General features: G+C 45.1%; 7 protein-coding genes. 1 reads left to right on the top strand and 6 read right to left on the bottom strand.

The features are described from left to right. Positions 1-90: 90 nt before the first annotated feature. Positions 91-10,896: a LamG domain-containing protein gene (locus BM090_RS09255; protein WP_143083932.1), complete on the bottom strand. Its 10,806-nt coding sequence runs from the start codon at positions 10,894-10,896 to the stop codon at positions 91-93. A gap of 537 nt (positions 10,897-11,433) precedes the next feature. Between BM090_RS09255 and BM090_RS09260 the strand changes: the two genes are divergently transcribed. Next, on the top strand, positions 11,434-12,222 hold the full coding sequence (locus BM090_RS09260; RefSeq protein WP_091511372.1) for a metal ABC transporter ATP-binding protein: 789 nt from the start codon (positions 11,434-11,436) through the stop codon (positions 12,220-12,222). A gap of 62 nt (positions 12,223-12,284) precedes the next feature. On the opposite strand, the gene BM090_RS09265 is transcribed toward BM090_RS09260, so the two are convergent. From BM090_RS09265 to BM090_RS09285, 5 genes are all read right to left on the bottom strand, one after another. Beyond that, a complete protein-coding gene (locus tag BM090_RS09265) occupies positions 12,285-13,460 on the bottom strand; it encodes a T9SS type A sorting domain-containing protein (RefSeq protein ID WP_143083933.1) in 1,176 nt (391 codons plus the stop codon). A gap of 126 nt (positions 13,461-13,586) precedes the next feature. Continuing rightward, positions 13,587-15,524 carry a fibronectin type III domain-containing protein gene (locus BM090_RS09270; RefSeq protein ID WP_177199895.1) on the bottom strand — a complete coding sequence of 646 codons (1,938 nt, stop codon included), beginning with the start codon at positions 15,522-15,524 and terminating at the stop codon, positions 13,587-13,589. 421 nt (positions 15,525-15,945) lie between these two features. Then, positions 15,946-16,335, bottom strand: a complete 390-nt coding sequence (locus tag BM090_RS18160) for a hypothetical protein (RefSeq protein WP_143083934.1) — start codon at positions 16,333-16,335, stop codon at positions 15,946-15,948. A gap of 319 nt (positions 16,336-16,654) precedes the next feature. After that, entirely contained in the window at positions 16,655-17,899 is a 1,245-nt protein-coding gene (gene fabF, locus BM090_RS09280) for a beta-ketoacyl-ACP synthase II (RefSeq protein ID WP_091511380.1), read from the bottom strand. 121 nt (positions 17,900-18,020) lie between these two features. Continuing rightward, complete coding sequence (locus BM090_RS09285; RefSeq protein WP_091511383.1) at positions 18,021-19,058, bottom strand: DUF3667 domain-containing protein; 1,038 nt, start codon at positions 19,056-19,058, stop codon at positions 18,021-18,023. Positions 19,059-19,060 lie beyond the last annotated feature (2 nt).

Here is a 19,060-nt window from a genome sequence, read left to right on the forward strand (position 1 = left end):
TCCTTTTACTAATCCATAAAAAAACGCTTCCTCAATCGAAGAAGCGTTTTTCATTTTCAATACAATTCAAATCTAGACTATTTATTTAATTTATTGTTTTACGACCAAACGTTGTACTTCCGTATTTCCGTTTTGGTCTGTGATGGACAAAGTATAAATCCCTGTTGGGTAATCTTTGGCCAAGAATAAGACGGTTTTGCTTGCGGAAACTGGCTCTACCCACAAATCGCGATGCAAATGCTCTTTGCCCAAAATGTCTGTTACTTTCACTACCACTTGTTGGCCTTCGTAAGTGGACAAGTCGCCAAGTACCTCGTCGGCTATGTCAGCGGGATTGGGGAATACAGCCCATTGCAAACTAACAGGGTGATGCAACAAATGAACCGCCGCTAAAGGGCTGTAATGGAATTGGCCATCAAAATCCACTTGTTTGAGGCGATAATACGAGGTTTGTCCCGTATAAGGTTGGTGGTCTGTAAGGCCATAATGCAAGAGCGTTTTGCTATTGCCTGCGCCTTTGACGGAGGCCACGTACTCAAAGTTTTTGCCGTCTGCACTGCGTTCTACTACAAAATGGCTGTTATTCATCTCGGCGGCGGTTTGCCAGATGAGTTGTACGGTATGGTTGTCTTGTGCCACCGCATCAAAACTCAACAAGGTAACAGGCAAAGGGACTGCGCCCATGTCAATGCCCGCGGTAAAGTCGCTAAAGGAAGTAACTGACGACCAAGTACATGATTTGGCAGCAAGCGTATGCGTTCCGCCCGAAGTCCAAAGGCCTCCCGAATACTTGTAAGGCTTGAACAAAGAATTTGTATTGTCGCCTACGGCTTCTTCCATATACCCATAATAATACGATACATTATAATTGACAAGTCCCGAAATATTGTGGGGTTCGAGCGTCCAATAACGCATTAGATACGAAGAAGTTGCGCCGCGTTGTGCGTGCGGTTGGTCTGTAACGCGGACAGAAACAAAGGACTGATTGAGCGTACCTGAATTGAGTCGGAAGTTAAACGGCGTAAAATAAGCCGCATCACCTACGGGGAAAGCCATTGGAGCACCTGATGTAGTCAGTCGGCGTTTGAGTGCGCCCGTACCATCCGTTACTACATAACTGCTGGCATTGCCACCGCTTACGGTAATACTGGCCGAAAACTCTAAAGTATCATTGGCCGTAATAATATTGCCGCTGCTAAACGTCATGCGGTCACGGATAACCAACTTTTGTTGCAACAAAACCGCTCCCGACGCTTTTTGTACAATAAATCGGTTAATAGAAAGCGGCATCGAACCTTTAATAAGTTGCACGCCACTACCCGCCATCGTGATAGAGCCTGTTCCTTGCGCATAACCGTTGGCTACGTCGCTTTGTATGTTGCCCGAAATCTTGATATTACGGTTGTAAGCTGTATTTACGGTAGTACCCGAAGCTATTACAAAGTTACCGTTGAGCACCAAATCACGGTTTGGCATTATCAAATTTCCTGAAGAACTAATCTTGAGATGATTATAAACGTTTTGGGTCGGTAATGTATAAGCATTGCCCGTATATTCGACTGTTCCGCCGCCTTCGCTGGTAAAGGCTGCGTAATTCCCCGCAGGGAAAGTACCCAAGCCCAATTGAATCGTACCCGTACCCGACACCGTGCCGAAGTTATGCCCCACCGTCGTGCCTAAGGCCAACACCGCATTACTACGCACCACCAAACTATTGACGCGCTTCGCATTAGCCGTAATGGTTACGGTATGGTTGGCATCAATAATTACGGGCACACCCGTCGGGGGTACTTGCGCAATTGTCCAAGTGTTAGGGTTGTCCCAGTTGCCATTTTGGGCACTGATATAGGTCTGAATCGCCTTAAACTCATCACTTTCGCCTGTGGTATAGTCGCCTGTAATGTAGTTTACGCCGCCGTTGGAAGTATTGAAACCACCATCGACACGAATTTCATTGTCTGTAACATTAACCGTTCCCGTGGTGGTCGTACCAAAGCCCCAAACCGTACCCGATCTAAGCACCGCCGCCACATACGCCGACTCATTGCCTTTTACGTCGGATTGGTCGTAGTAAAACAAGTTTTTTACCGATAAATTAGCCATGCCCGAAGCCGTTACGCGCCAGAAAAAGCCCAATTCTTTCAGAATAGACATATCCGTAAGCGGATGCGAGGCGTTGACAGGTATAATATTTATACTTCCTGCGGCAGTGTTGGCCGTTGCCACAAAACGCGCAGGCGTGTATTTGTTCGGAGTGCTGGAAACCCCTATCGGAAACGTAAAATCAAAAGCACCAGCCGCTACTTTTTTGGTTACGCCGCCCGTCGAGAGTTGGCCAGTAGTGCGAATCATGCGCGAAAGCCCGAACACGCCCGACACCGTAGCCGATTCGTTGAAGGTAAGCGTAAATTCCTGAATATCCAGAATCCCGTCAGTAAGTGCAAGCTCGGTGTTAATGGTTTGGCTGGCTGTCATTAAAGCTCCTGCCGTATTGTTGAGGATAAGACGACCAAATTTGCCGTTGCCATTACCACCGATACTTTGCTGTGTGGCGGCGGCCAACACCAAGTTGCCTGCCACCGAGCTGCTATGCGCAGCCGCGTTATAGACATTGCCCAAAGCCGTAAGCGTAAGGCCGTTGTCGTGCAATGTGCCCGCCATCAACGAAAGCGTATCGGTGATTGTAAAACCTACGGTAGCAGGCGAAACCACGCCCGAAACGTTTGTATTGTTGATGATGAGCTTATTAAATGTAGTGTAAGACGTGCCGTTTAGGCTTTGCGAAACCACATTTCCGTCAAAGGTCGTGCGATTTCCGCCAGCCGTGTACGTGCCGTTGTTCGTGAAATTGCCGCCAATATTAACAGGCAAACCATTGGTTATAAGTTGATTGGTTGAATAGTTAAGAATTAAATTGTTGCGAACATTCAGGCCGTTCACGTCCAGAGAAGCGTCTGGCCTGTCTGAAGTAATGGAGTTGGCTAGCTCCAAATTCCACAAAGGAATAGAAACATTCACGCGGTAAGTACGAGCACTTGGCGTAACAGCAGTCGTGTTATTTCCCAAATAAATCGTGCCGCCCGTTACCGAACTATTTTCGGGTTGCAGATACAACGCCGCAATAGTTGGCGTAGAAGTCTGAGGCGTAAGCAAATACAAACTTCCCGCCGTCATGGTAAAATTACTACCAGCATTGAGCACTTCGAGCACGCCGCGCCCTGTTCGGGGAGCGTAAACGTTGTGGCCAATGCGTACGGTACCACCCGATTGCGTATAATTAAGACTGCCCGTTGGTACGTTCGGGTTGCGGCGAATTTGCGAACCGACCGTAAGCGAACCGCCCGAAATCTCAATAGACGGATTGCCTGCGCCCGAATATTCGATGTAATTCTCGACACTTCCCGAAGGCGTTGTATTGGCCACATTGAGCGTGGCCGCGCCCGACACTTTAATTTTTCCAGATAAAAGAATCCCGCCCGAAACGTTGTTTTGTGTTACTTGGAAAATACCATTGTTCAACCACAATTGCGCAGTAGCTGGAATAAACCAAGCCGTATTATCGTTGGTAAAAGCGATGGCGTTACTTGCGTTGTTGGTATTGAAATAAAACGTTCCGTTGTTGAGCGTAAGGGCTTTGGTTGTGCCCGAAAGCGAACCCGAAATTGAAATATTAGACACATTTACTTCCAAAATACTGGCTTGGCTCGTGCCTTTGTCGAGGGTGAGGCGTGCAAAATCGGTAGTGCTGCCCGTACCCGCAATGCTGTCGTTGGCCGCACCCGTGAACGTAGTGTTGCACAAGCTGCCCGCCGTAAACATATCAAAAGTACCGTCATTGTAAAGGCTGCCGCCGATGCTCATGGCGTGCGTAGCCGAACCCGTATTGTTTACATTAAAAGTTGCGCCAGCCGAAACCGCTACATTATTTGTAACCGACATGCTACGATTCACGGCACTCGGATACTGCAACGTACCTGCCGTAATTTTCAGGTTATTGCCTACAGAAATATCGCCGTTGGTGTTTGCACTGATGTAGGCCGTACCCGCGCCTTTGGCCGTCAAATCCTTGCAAATGCTCAAATTGGTGTTGGGCAATGTGATGCCACGACTTGCCGCCGCATTGATTATCAAATAATTGTAACTGGCCAAAGAACCTGAACTTGCCGAAAGCGACGGAATCAAGAAATCTTGTGCGCCTGTGGTATAATATTCGACACTGCCGCCGCCACAAGCCAAGAATTGACCAAAATCACCACGCGGAAACTCCGCCGTTGCCGTTGCCGACGAAATGCGCATCAATCCGCTACCAATAATTTTTTCTCCAAACAAAGCCCCAAAATTATGGCCTGTACTTGTACCAATGTCCACCACGCCGCCCGACTCTATTTTGAGTGCGCCGCAGGCTTTGTTGTTGGCGGTGAGTGTAATGGTATGGCCATTGCCCACAAACACGGGATTGCCTACGCTTGGCGTTGTAGTGGCGGCGGCTCCCGTATGCGACACGGTTGACCAACTGCTTGGGCTGTTCCAATCGCCACTGGTACGGCTATAAAATGCCACCGTCGATTGGAACGCATCTACTTGGCCTGCCGTATAATCGCCGTTAATGTAGTTTACGCCGCTACCCGTTCCATCAAAGCGAATCGTATCGGCGGCCGTATTCATATCCGAAACCGATTCGTTTGTCCAGTTAAGACTTGAGGTTACATCAAAATAACCTGGTATATAACTCGCCTCTGTTCCATTGATGGTCAGGCCTGTATATTTGAATTTGTAACGCAAAGATTTGCTTCCCGTAAAGCCTGTGGAATTGAGTTTCCAATAATATTTCAAGGCATTGCCACTGGCCAAAAACGGATTAAAATCGTTTACGGGTTTGAGGTTAATAGCCCCGTAGTTGCTGGCACTGAGCACTTGCACAACGGCAGGCGTGTAATACGTGGCCGAACCCACAGGAAACACAAACGTACCTGTCGCAGACGTAAACGTTTTGGTAATCCCAACGTCTGAAACTTGCCCATTCGTTTTTATCATGCGGCTGGTGCTTGGGCTGCTTACACTAATGGCGGCATTGCTTCCCAAATCCAAACCGTATTGCTGAATGTTCAAAACCCCATTAGTAAGCGTGAGCGTACCCGTTACAGCTTCGTTGGCCGTAAGTGTTGCGCCGCTATTATTGTCAATATTTAGATTCGCAAAAATACCCGAACCGCTACCCGCAATCACTTGCGCACCGCCAATAGTCGTTGTTGCGGCTGCACCTGTACCCGCGCCACCCGAAAAAGTCAGCGTCGGGGCGGAAGTATAACCACTGCCCGCATTGGTAATCCGAACTTCAGAAACTTTCATGGTAACGCTAAAAGTAGCTGCCACCGTTGCAGGGGAAGTTTGCGTACCGCCCGAAAGCGAAATAGTAGCCAAACCTTCATAACCGTAACCGACATTAGTAATATTGATGGCCGTAATCACACCGCCAGAGATCACCGCCGTAGCCGATGCGCCATAGCCTTTGCCGCCAATGATGACAGTAGGCGTAGAAGCATAATTAGAACCGCCATTGGTAATCGTAATCGTGGACAAAGACAAATAAGCCTGCGCCGTAGCTCCAGCCCCGCCGCCGCCCGAAACGGTAACCGTTGGCACACTCGTATAACCCGAACCTTGCGCCGTAACCGTAGTAGTTTGCACGGCTGCCGAATTAAGTTTTACTTGTCCCGTACCCGTATGGGTTGCGTTGTTGGTTACGTTACCGATTGCTTGTATTGTTTTTCCGCCGTCGTTGAGCGTGCCCGCCAGCAGTTGCAAGCGATTGAGAACGGGCACTGTGGCCAAGCTGCCCGCCAAATTCACAGTGCCATTCGGATTATTAATAGCCAAATTATACAAAGCAGGCTTAAGCGTTCCGTTCAAAGTCGCCGTTTGGGTATTGCCTGTTCCGTTGAAAGTCAGATAATTGGTACTGTCTGGCACGTAAAGCACATTAGCCCCCAACGAAAAATTATTAGCTACACTTACGTTGGTGCGTATGGTCTGAAATTCGAAAGCAGAACCCAACGAAGAACTTAGTGTAAAGTCGTTGCTCACCACCAACGGCGCGTAAATGTTGCGTGCAGAAACCGTTGGGCTGGCATCTGTTTTAGTCAAAATCAAATTGTAAATCGGGGCGGTACTGCCTATTTCGTAGTTATAATTTCCTGAATTAGATTTTACCCAAATGTCCACCGTACCGCCTGTTACGCTGTAATTGTCCACCGTAGATTGTACCTCAAAAGCATTGGCACTGGGAATAGTACCACCCGACGGAATAAAGCTATTACCCGAACCAATTACATCGGTAATCGTGATGCGGCCACCCGACATATTAAACACGTTGTTGGCCTGCGAAATACTAAACGTACCAAACAAACTTTGCGTACCGCTGCCGCCATAACCGCGACCTTTGAGCGAAAGTTGTCCGCCACTCATCAGGAACGAACATTTACCACCCGAACTGCCCGCGCTGCGCAACTGCGAAGCAATAACCGTTCCGCCTTCTATCTGAATGATACCGTCGGCATTGCTCCAGAAAATAAAACCGCCGCAATTGCGCGACTCAAATTTGCCTGCTGTAATGCGGAACAAACCATAAATTGAAAAAGATTGCGCACCACCCGTCAAAGCCGTCGAAACCATCGTACCCGTAAGGCCACCTACATTGGATTGCGCATAGGAATCTATTGTATTATAAATTCTTACGTTGTCGTCGGCAATCCACAACGCGCCATTGGCTGGAATATAAAAATCTGAGTTAGGATTGCCGCCACCTGTGCCTTCCGTGAGGGTTGGAATGGAAATACTGCCCGTGAGTTTAAGTGTTCCGTTACGAATCCAAAGGGCTTTACGCATTTCGGGATTGTTGCCGCCGCCTGCGTTGCCGCATTCGTTGCGTCCGAAAAGGCGCAAATAAGTACTATCGGCAGAATTGAGCGTTAGTAAAAAGGTTCTGTCCGTTCCTTTGTCAATGATAAGGTTGTAAAGGTCGGTTGTATTGTTGAGTTGCATGGTATTGTTGGCCGCGCCCTTGAACCAAAGCACTGCCGCACCCGTCGAGTCGTTGCGGTCATACACAGGTTGCGCCAAATTACTAAACCGCACAATGCCGCTATTGGTAAAATTGCCGCCCACATACATTCTATTATGCAAGAAATGATAACGCCAAGTCGGAACAGTAGAAGCATTCAGGCCACCGCTTAGGCTGTTGTACGCGCCTAATGTGCGGCGATTGCCTACACGCAATTGCGCCGAAGCCGCAATGCTTGCATCTCCCATTACATTGAGCACCACCGTATTACCAGCAGCAGCGGAAGAAGTATTAAGTCTGACGATTCCTCGCTGAACTGTCAAATTTCCATACAAAACCAAACTGTCCGAAGCAAAAACACCCGTTGCCACCGACACGGTATCTGTGGCATTGGCCGAATTGATAATCAAGTTTTTATAAGAAGGATACAGCCCCGACAAGTTGAATGAAGTGGTGGCATCGTATTCCACCGTACCGCCATTAGCCGACAAAAACGAGGTGTAAGTAGCCGTCGGCAATGTGGTAGAAACGGTTTTTATCAAACCTTGCCCCGAAACCGTCCCGAAATTGTGGCCAGTAGTTGTGTTAATATCCAACGAACCACCTTCCAAAATCGTAAGCGATGTGATACGAGCATTGTTTACGTCCATGTTTACTGCGCCGCCGTTGAGAATTACCCCAACGTCCTGAATGGTTGGGCCTGCGGCAGGTGGTTCTACCAAATCCTGACCCGTAATGTCTGTTGTCCAAGTGGTTGCACCGCTCCAATTGCCACCCGCACCATAGGTGTAATAGGTTTTGGGAATTACCAAACTGCTACCCAAACGCCAGTCTTGTGTCAGATAATTATTACCCGAACCACTCACCCCAAAACGCAAACCCGCCAAATTGTAATAAGAACCTGTTACGGTGTTGGAAATGCCATCTTCTACCCTATTGACAACCGTTGGGCTGCCGTTCAAATCCGTAGAAACAAAATAAAAATCCAGCATGGCATCGGTTACACCACTCAAACCCGTCGTTTCGATTCGCCAATAACGTTTGAGAATATTAGGCGCAGCCGAAGCAAACGGAATAGATTTGAAGGCAATCGTAGCCGTACCCGACACGCTACCCGACACACTACTCAACGAAACAGGCGTATAATCCGAGTTCGTACCGATTGGCAACAAAAGACTCTGAAACTCAGCCATGTCTGCCCCTTCTTTGATCAGCAAACTACCGCTACCATTCGTACCGTCTTGCTGAATCATGCGCGTATTGTCAAAACCACCCACAGGCACGACAAAGCCCGCACCATCGCTCAGGCGCAAGGTATTATCCGACAACACGATTTTCCCGTTTTTAAGTGAAAGATTCGCGTTTACCCTTACGTCTGTGTTAGCAGAAAGCGTAACGCTGCGGCCTGCGGCCATGTCCAGCGTCAAAGAATGGAAAGTCGTAATGCCTGTAACCGTCTGGTTAGTAGCCGCATTTTTAAAAGTAACTTCGTTTTGCGTGGCGTTGTATGTGCCATTATTCACCCAATTTCCATACAAAACAATGTCGTTCAAATCTACGCCTGCATCACTGAACGAAGTATTTGCGCCGATGGTCAAATCGCCATTCACCACAATCCCCGTTTGCATAGTTTTGGTGCCGCCGCCCGTTACGGTCAGGTGGTTAAAATTATTCACAGAAGCCGACAGTAAATAACTGCCTGCGCCGTAATATTCTGCCGTACCGCCACCGCTACGTGTAAAACTGCCGATATGGTCGCCTATCGTCCAGTTGTCGCCTTCCGAACGCAACAAACCCGACCCGCGAATACGCCCAAAAGCGTGCGAAGGCGTTGTACTCAAATCCAATTGACCAAAAACCCCTAACGTGTCGGCATTGATACTGGCCGAAGCCATCAGGACTTTAGCCGTAGAAGTAATGTTGAGTAATTTAAAATTAGTTGCTCCCGTAATGGTTTGGGTGGCCGTGCCCGTAAAAGAAACACGCGTGGCGGTGTTGGCCGTATAAGTGCCGCTATTGTTCGCCCAATTGCCTTGGTTGAGCGTAATCTTGTTGGCAACGGCGGCCAATGTCGCGCCCGTCTGAATGGTCAAATCGCCACTTACCACCAAACTATCTTGTAGCGTTTTGATGCCTGCGCCACTAAAAACAATGTTATAATAACGGTCTGTGCCTGAAAGATTTGGCACATTAAAAGCACTTGCGCCATAATATTCCACCGTACCGCCGCCGCTATTGAGCAAAGGCATTGTATTGTAAGAAATAAAATTAGTGCTCGCAATACGGAGCAAACCTTGTCCCGAAACCGTCGTAAAACTACCGCCATTGAACGTGGACATATCCAACGTACCCAACAAAGACAAATTATTGGCTTTGGCTTGATTGTTAGCCGTTACGTTTACTTTGTGGCCTGCCAAAATCACAATATTGTCGATGGGGCGCGGCGCAATGTTATTCGCATTTACCCACGTAGTCCCCGACGGGTCGGTAGTCCAGTTGGCAGCCACATTAAAATTACAACCTGCTCCCGCACAATTGCCATTATAACTATAAAAAGTTTGGGCAGGAATCGCGCTATAACCTATTGTATAATAACCATTTTGCAAAAAAGTATTGGGTACGGTAAACGAAATTTGGTCGCCATTTTGTAGCACCGTGCCTGATGTATTCACGACAGAATACGCGCCTGTCGTAGCATTTCTATAAAACAACGCGTAACCATCTGCCGAAGTGGGGGCAGCGCGGCCAGCATCTCCAAAATCAAACGTAATTTGTGCGTCGAGGCTGTTGGTTTTGCGCAAATACCAATCGCGCGTCCAGTGATTCGTAAAACCTGTCGGCAAATCCGTAACCGCATCAGCAGTACTTGCCCCGTTGTGTCCAGCCATCAAAAAAGCCGTTCCCGTCAGGCTGCTGTTAGCTTCCGAAAGCCACAATCCGCCCGAAGTAGTTTGTGTGGCGGCTTGTTTGAGTGTGGACGACGTAGAACCAATCCCCACAATGTCTTTAATGTAAGTAGCGGCGTAGCCCTGATAATAATTTGCGCCATCTACGGGCAAGTTGTATTTGGCTTTCAAGTAATTTTCTACAATGCTGCGTTGCGCGGGATTAAGGGCGGTTTTGTACAAAATAATTTCGGCAATATCGCCCGTCCAACTCAACGCGCCACCCTGATATTTGCCTACCACCAAATTACCTGTGGCCGTCGTGGTAAGCGTCAGTGCGGGAGAATACGTAAACGTAGATTTCAGTACATTTTTTAGATAAATGCTTTGAACTGTGCTTTGTTTGAGGGCGGTTACTTGTCGCCAGCGATTGAGCATGGCCACCGTATCGACCAATTGGCCTTGTCCGCTGGTCGGATTCGGGCAATCAAAACGCGTGTTGCCGCTGCTCAGCTCAAAGCCAAAACGATTGGAAGACACCGACTCCCACGTAAACCACACGATGCCGCCCGTAGAGCGTTTGACAAAGAAAATGGTTGCGCTGTCGTTATCAAAAAGTTCGCTACCCAGCACGCTATTGAGCGAAAGGTAATCATTGTTATCAAACGTAAGCGCAGGAAAACCGTTCAGCGCGTTGGCCGTTAGGGCGGGTTTGTTGGAGGCCGAACTTTGCGTAAGGTGATTGCCGCGTCCGCTTTGGTCGTTCCATTGCGCCACAGGCGTGCCCGTTACACCCGCATCTGCTTTGAGCCAAAGCCGCAAAGCCGACGTACCGTCGCCCAATCCGACGCCACCTGGAGCGGTTTGGGCTTTTATTTGGGTGCTCATCAGCGTGCTGATACACAAAAACAAAAAAATAATTTTGAGTGGATTTGCAACTAATGTTTTCATTGTATTTTGCATTTATTTAGTGTAGAAAGTATCTTTTTGTAGAGGTGTTATTTGTTTAAATAACTTTTACTTTCTTTAGTAGATGAGTAATAGTAAACTATACGATTCTCTTCATTCAATAAATTCGACAAAATACAAGTTTATATCGGCGAAATGAGTCTTTAAATAGACAAGTAAAATCTCTTATATATTGATTTTAAGCATATAACAAAAAACAATATTTACATATTACACCTGATAGTGTGATAAAATTTTCGACAGAAATGATGTAATATAATTTGATATAACATTACAAAAAATGTTTATATGAAAACCATTTGCACTAAAAAAAGACACAATATACACGCCAGTAGCAACTATTATTTTTACTTTTTTGAAACAATAAAACACTCAATAATTATTATTTTAACAACAATTAAATCACAAATATTTACTTGAATTATCCCAAAAAACAACAAATTAAATATTGCTACATTTTGCATTTTTATTAAATGATGTTTATTTTGGAAAAAACATTATCCTTGTGTAGTTACTTCTATGATAGTTCAAGCCGAAAATCCAGTAATCGAAATCCATGACCTGACCGTCAGTTACAACCGCAAACCTGTACTTTGGGACGTGGATTTGTCGTTGCCCAAAGGCATTTTGGCGGGCATCATCGGGCCAAATGGCGCGGGCAAATCAACCCTGATTAAGGCGGCAATGGGGCTTATTCCGATTAGTAGCGGCTATGTCAAACTCTTTGGGCGTGAACTGGATAAAGTACGCGCCAAAATTAGCTATGTGCCGCAACGCGAGTCGGTGGACTGGGATTTCCCGGCCTCCGCACTGGACGTGGTTCTGATGGGTTTGTACGGGAAATTGGGCTTTTTCAAACGCCCCAGCAGCCAAGAACGAGAAATTGCGATTAGTTGCCTGCAAAAAGTAGGCATGGAAGGCTTTGCCAATCGTCAGATTTCACAACTCTCTGGCGGCCAACAACAACGCGTATTTCTGGCACGTGCTTTGGCACAAGACGCAGATATTTATTTCATGGACGAACCCTTTGCAGGCGTGGACATGGCCACTGAAGCGGCCATTATCGAACTGCTCAAACAAATGCGCGATGCGGGCAAAACCGTAGTAGTCGTACACCACGATTTGCAAACGGCTTCCGAGTATTTTGATTGGATAATACTGCTCAATATGCGGCTGGTGGCTTCGGGCAAAACCGAACAAGTGTTCACGCCCGAACTGCTGCAAGAAACCTACGGCGGCAAACTCACGATTCTTTCCCGACTCGGCGAGTTGATGCACAAAAAGCAGTTTCCGACCCGCGAAAAATAAAAGAACCGCCCAACTTAAACATAAGTTGGGCGGTTCTTTTTATTAAATCTATCGCATTAAAATTATTTATTCAATACGATTTGTTTGGTAGCTGAACCTTTCGCTGTTACTACTTTGAGCGTATAAACGCCTGTAGCTTGTTTGCTTAAATCTAACACGTTAGACGAGTTGGCAAGTGTACCAGCAGCCACTTTTTGGCCATACACATTATACACTTCGTATGCTGCCGACTCTTCCAAATCTGCTATCTCAACATTCACCATACCTGTACTTGGAACGGGATAAACGGAAACGTTAAATTCCGAAATAGACTTGAGAGATGTCAGATTATCAATGTGGCCTATTGCTAAATTATAATGGTATCCTGCAGAAAATTGAATTGCGACTAAACCACTTGGAGCAGGTGCCTCCAAAAAAGTACTTTGCCCCCAACTAACAATATTTCCATTTGCTCGCTGTACTGTATAATGAAATGATCCTGCTGAAATAGCTACAATATCATTCAAATTAGAAGGCATGGATACATTAGTGATCATAGTTCCCCAATGAACAACAGTGCCATCCGATTTTAGTGCTATTACGCTAAAATCCCCAGCTGAAATATCAGTAACTCCTACTGCACTCGCTGGAATATTTAATTGGCCATTATCGCCATTTCCCCAAGCCACTACACTTCCATCAGCCTTAACTGCATATGAGGCTTTTGCTCCCGCAGAAACGGCAATTACGCTATGTAAGCCAGCAGGAACATTGCATTGTCCAAAAAAATTATCACCCCAAGCAACCACTGTACTATCTGCTCTTAGAGCCAGTGTATGATACCAACCCGCATCTATTTTTATTACTTTTGTTAAATTTTGAGGAACATTACATTGCCCATATAAATTATCACCCCAAGCAGCAACAGTACTATCAGGTTTTATAATAGTTGTAAATGGTCGTCCTAAAGTAACATCTATCACTTTCATTCCGTTAGGGCCAGTGATATGAGTACCCGAAGATCCCCAAACAAATAAAGTACTATCTTTTTTAATAGCGGCCGAGTGAAAATAGCCAGCATGAAGAGATGCCGTATTAGCTACTGTTAGATTTGAGGGAATATCACTTTGAATACTGTTTTCGCCCCAACGAAAAAAAGACTCTTGTCCTAAAGCGATAAAAGGGATACCTAATAAAATGTTTAGACAAACTAAAAGTCTAAACATACAACTGCCAGAGCATCGTAAATATGTTCTCATGATTTTAAAAGTTTGGTTTAAAATAAAATTAACTATAGCAAGTGTAATAAAGAGAATACACAAAAACAAAAAAGCCGCACTCTAATAATTGGGTGCGGCTTTTTTGTTTAATTTATCGCATTAAAATTATTTGCTCAATACGATTTGTTTGGTAGCAGAGCCTTTCGCCGTTGCTACTTTAAGCGTATAAACGCCTGTAGCTTGGCTACTCAAATCTAACACGTTAGACGAGGCAGCAAGTGTACCAGCAGCGACTTTTTGACCATACACATTATACACTTCGTACGCTGCTGACTCTTCCAAATCTGCTATCTCAACATTGACCATGCCCGTACTTGGAACGGGGTAAACAGATACGTTAAACGATTCTTCCCCTAAACGACCGCCAGCAGGTAAGGTAGTGAAAGTAGATAAAGTCGACCACTCGTTCCAATCTTCTCCCACAGGATTACAGGCATTGCGTATTTGCCACTCATACGTCGTACTGGCACTTAAACCATATAACGTATAGTTCGTTACTACTGCCCCTGTCATAATAGCTGACCATGTACTGCTACCCTGAATGCGATAACGTAATTCAAACTTACTCATGCCTGTTGGATAACTTGGCCAGCTAAATTTAACCGTATTGACACTGGTCGTTGCCGTTGCATCCAATGATACACAAGATGGGCCAGATAACGTCGTAAAGGTGCTAATACTTGACCATGCATTCCAATCCTCTCCCACAGGATTACAGGCATTGCGTATTTGCCACTCATACGTCGTACTGGCACTTAAACCATACACCGTATAGTTCGTCACTACTGCCCCTGTCGTAATCACAGTCCATGTGCTGCTACCCTGAACGCGATAACGCAACTCAAACTTGTAAGTACCTGAAGTATAACCTGGCCAACTGAATCTCGCGGCACTCGCTCCTGCTATCGCCGTCGCTGGGCTCAATGGTGAACAGGTCGGAGTTTCTAATGTTGTAGCAGAAAGGGTCTGCCAAGTGGTATTAGCATCACCCGCAACACAATGGTTTCTTACTCTTAAATCATACGTTGTACTTGGGGTAAGACCTGTAATACGATACTCAGTTGCCGTACTTGCTGGATTCGCTCCATACCAAACAGAAGTCGAGGCTGCTTTCCATTGAACTTGTATCGCAGTATAAGAACCTGCATCCCAAGTCAGCTTAATTGCCCTTGCACCCAATATTGCTATGATGTTGGATGGATTGTTACAATCCACCACTAGGGTATAGTCCTTTGTCAATACACAAGTTCCAACAGAAGCAGAAATAGTAAAACTATAAGCCCCTGCCGTTGTTGGTGTTCCGCTAATTAAACCGCTTGAGCTTAATGTAAGCCCATCAGGTAATGCACCTGAAGTTAATGTAAATACTGCACTTGGTGCATTATCTACACTTAACTGCTGGCTATAAGAAACAGACTTTGAAATATTTGACAAAGCATTAGGGCTGACAGTCGTATAGTAACCACAAGTATTTAGCCGTGTAAAATAAATATCATAAGCACCAACACTTGTCATAGAAGTACCTGTGCTAGGATTAGAGGGATCAAAAATTCTCGTACCACTGAAACTACCTGCGGTGTATAAGTTGCTTGGCGTAGCTGCTACTATTCCTCCTGCAACTGCATCAAAACCAAATGCATCCGAATAGTTCGAGGTATTGATGCGCATACTAAATGAACGATTAAAACTACTGTTACCAAAATCAACAGATGCTGTATTGCTAACAGCCGCATTAGCATACAATATGCCATTGTTATCTAAAGTTAATCCTGTTATATTCGCGCTATTTCCCCCTGCAAACTGAGTTACTAAATTGCTGAAACTACCGTCCGAACCTAACTTCACTATATAACCAGTACGACCTGCACCTAACGACGGAATATTGGTACTAATTCCTCCATTCATTACAGACAATGCACTACCTGTATGATAACCACTGGCATAAACATTATCTGTCTCCGAATCTATTGCCAAGCCATAAACTTCATCTGATGTACTACTTGCTATGCGTGTCGTCCACTGATGAGCTCCTGAGAGCGACAATTTCGAAACAAAACCATCTTTACTACCCAAGTATGATATAGATCCACTATTTCCAACATTAATAGAAGCATTAAAATACCCACTAAAATAAACACCACCAGCATTCACCTTCAATTGATGTAAGACAGGAAAATTACCTGAATGCACTCTTGTTACCCAATTTGGGTTGCCACTACTTATATCAAAAGATGCAACAAAACCGTCTGCATAATTTGATGGAAATAACACATTTGTACCATTTCCAAAATTGATAGTGTTACTAAGTACACCCGCTAAATATACTTTATCTTCATGAGTGGCTAATGCGTAACCAACCTCCCCATTTGCACTGCTGCCCAACACTTTAAACCATATTAATTCCCCAGTTCCTCCATTAAATTTAGCAAAAAAGATATCTGATTGACTCACAGAACCTGTAGAATTAAATGTCGTGCCATCTACTGTTACAGCACCTCTGATACTGCCTTGTAACATAAACATCTCCTGCTGCATCATAAGCTATACTATTGCTTATTAAGACAGAGTCTCCCTCTATAGACTGCGCCCAAACAACACTACTACTCGAATAGGGTGCTGTTAGCTTTAATATATAAATATTGCGGTCTTCGCCACCATTTCCTCCTGTAGGTGCTGGTAATACATTTGTTCCAAATGAAGGACTTCCCCAATAGTAACCCGTAGAATAGGTAGTTCCATTTGCTGGATTGACTGCCGTTCCTGTTGAAATTTGTGACGCAGCGTCCCCAAAGCTTACGCTATTTGATAACGTTGGCACTTGGGCGTAACTAAAACCCAATGACATGGCAGCCATTAGTGTTATAAATGTTTTTTTCATAAAAAAATAAATTTATTTCAAATAAAATGAATAAAAAAATAAATAGGTGGCTGAAAAACACCGAAAGGTAAAAAACAATACAATACAAAAAAATCACTCAATATACATAGACAAAACAAAAAAAATACAATATGTATTCGATAATCAAATACTTTTTGTACAAAAAAAAGAATATCAGCAATTTATGTTTTTTATTATATTATCAAATAAAATATTTTTTATGAAAACAAAAAAAAGCCGCACCCTAATAATTGGGTGCGGCTAACAATAGAGACTTTTTCTATTTTAATAGCTTTTACTTCTCAAATTTCTTGAAAAGCGAAACGGCCACGTGACCGCCAAAACCAAAAGTATTGCTCAAGGCATAACGAACGGTGCGTTTCTCGGCTTTGCCCAACGTAAAGTTGAATTTGTCGGCTACGCTTGGTTCTACGTTTTTGGTGTTGATGGTTGGCGGAACGATGTCTTCTTGCGTGGCTTTGATACAAGCAATCGCTTCGATAGCTCCCGCCGCGCCCAACAAGTGTCCCGTCATGGACTTAGTGGCACTGATATTTAATTGTGGATTTGCACCAAAAACGCGCTCAATCCCAATTAGTTCGCTCATATCGCCCATTGGCGTAGAGGTCGCGTGCGGATTGATATAATCTACGTCTTCGGGCTTAATGCCTGCTTCGTTGAGGGCTTCCCACATACCCAAAAACGCACCTTCGCCGTTCGGGTGTGTGCCCGTAAGGTGATACGCGTCGCCAGCCATACCACCGCCTACTACTTCCGCAATAATTGGTGCACCACGGCGCACGGCACTTTCATAGCTTTCCAAAATAATAGCTCCTGCACCTTCGCCCATTACGAAACCATCGCGCGACACGTCGAAAGGACGCGAAGCCGTTTCATACTCATCGTTATTGGTAGAAAGAGCCTTTGCCGCATTAAAACCACCGATTGTCGTTTCGATAAGCGGAGCTTCCGAACCACCCGTAATAATCATGTCGGCTTTGCCCCAACGAATATAGTTGAATGCGTCAATAATAGCCGTGTTGGACGTGGCACAAGCCGAAACCGTCGCGAAGTTCGGGCCACGCAAGCCGTATTTCATTGAAATAATGCCTGCGGCAATGTCCACAATCATTTTAGGAATAAAGAAAGGATTGAAACGCGGTGTTCCGTCGCCTTTGGCAAACTCCATTACTTGCTCCTGAAACGTAATGATACCGCCGTTTCCGCTACCCCAAATCACCCCGATACGGTTACAGTTGAGGGAAGAAAAATCAATTTCAGCATTTTTAACCGCCTCATCTACTGCGATTAAGGCATATTGCGTGTAGAGGTCGTATCGGCGAGCCTCGCTTTTTTCGATGAATTGTTGTGGGTCAAAATTCTTTAACTCACAGCCAAAACGTGTTTTGAACTTTGATGCGTCGAAGCGCGTCAGTAGTCCTGCGCCACTTTTTCCACTAATAAGGCCATTCCAAAAATCGGTCATGTTGTTCCCGATAGGCGTTAGAGCCCCTAAGCCAGTAACGACAACTCTTTGCATTTTGTGTTTTTAGTTTCTTGTACCAATTGTAATAAACATAGACGCGCTGTTTGATTTAATATTCAATAACACTAATCAACCAGTGTCTTGTCTGCTCAAATGTAGAAAGATTTGGTATTTCCTAAAACAAAAAGAAAGCCACCATCAAATCAAAAATAAAGGAGATGAAGAGCATTATCAGGAAAAAGTACGAAAAGATGCCCATTTTGAAAATGGTTTTCGTCCAACTTTGCCCGTACATACGGCGCATGGCCAACACAATATATACAGGGATAATTACCCAAATCGCAATAGATAAGAATTCTTCAATTTTCCCCAAAAAATCAATATACTCCAAAGAGGCCAGAAAAAATAATGCAAAAAAAACGAAAGCCTGCGTATATAAAACAAAAACAAAGTGTTGGACATACAGCGTTTTGCGCCGAATATACAGCAATTTGAGTAGCCAAGCCATGAGCGGAATAAGTAAAATCATGGCAATGGACAAATTCTCCCGAACTGTATTTAAGTAAGAATCCACACCGTCTTCTTTGGAAATATGAATGGCTTGTTTGGCAGCCACACGTGTCATAAACGTTTTTTCTATTTTCAAAGAATCCAGCAACGAATCGGCAGAAATCGTTTTACGGATTCCGTGTAAAGGTATGCCTTTTAACACGCCCAAATCCAAGTCCAGTTCGTCGGTTTGGGTTTTAACTTTCGGGTTTTTCTGTTTTTCGGACACACGCGCCAACGAATCGGCTTTGCGTTTCTTTTTCTGCGCCAAATCAATTTTCTCTAATACCTTCGCCGTTGTATCCGAACTGGTTTTTACGCCTTCTTTCACGTTGTCCAAAAAACCTTGATTAGGCGAATACGACAACGTAAAGAAATACAAAAAGCTGGCAATCAAGTACAAACGCAATGGCGCAACATAATTCACGCGGCGGCCTGCGTTAAATTCTACGGCCAAAAAACCAGGTTTAAAGAAAAACGGAAACAAACTCCGAAACACGCGCGAATCCAAATTGAGGGCTTCTTCCGCAATTTCGGAAGCCAACACCCGCACCGAAACCGTTTTGTCGTTATTCTCTTGGCCACACTGCGGACAATAATTTTCGTCGTGTTCAAATTGGAATCCACAGTTAAGGCAATGGTCAGTTTTACGGCGTGTTTTCATGT

It is taken from the genome of Flexibacter flexilis DSM 6793, assembly GCF_900112255.1.
GTDB classification, from domain to species: Bacteria; Bacteroidota; Bacteroidia; order Cytophagales; family Flexibacteraceae; genus Flexibacter; species Flexibacter flexilis.

Bases quoted from the DNA above. Each gene is read 5' to 3' on its own strand.
- BM090_RS09255 (WP_143083932.1), bottom strand. From the start codon at position 10,896: ATGAAAACATTAGTTGCAAATCCACTCAAAATTATTTTTTTGTTTTTG.
- BM090_RS09260 (WP_091511372.1), top strand. From the start codon at position 11,434: ATGATAGTTCAAGCCGAAAATCCAGTAATCGAAATCCATGACCTGACC.
- BM090_RS09265 (WP_143083933.1), bottom strand. From the start codon at position 13,460: ATGAGAACATATTTACGATGCTCTGGCAGTTGTATGTTTAGACTTTTA.
- BM090_RS18160 (WP_143083934.1), bottom strand. From the start codon at position 16,335: ATGGCTGCCATGTCATTGGGTTTTAGTTACGCCCAAGTGCCAACGTTA.
- fabF (WP_091511380.1), bottom strand. From the start codon at position 17,899: ATGCAAAGAGTTGTCGTTACTGGCTTAGGGGCTCTAACGCCTATCGGG.
- BM090_RS09285 (WP_091511383.1), bottom strand. From the start codon at position 19,058: ATGAAAACACGCCGTAAAACTGACCATTGCCTTAACTGTGGATTCCAA.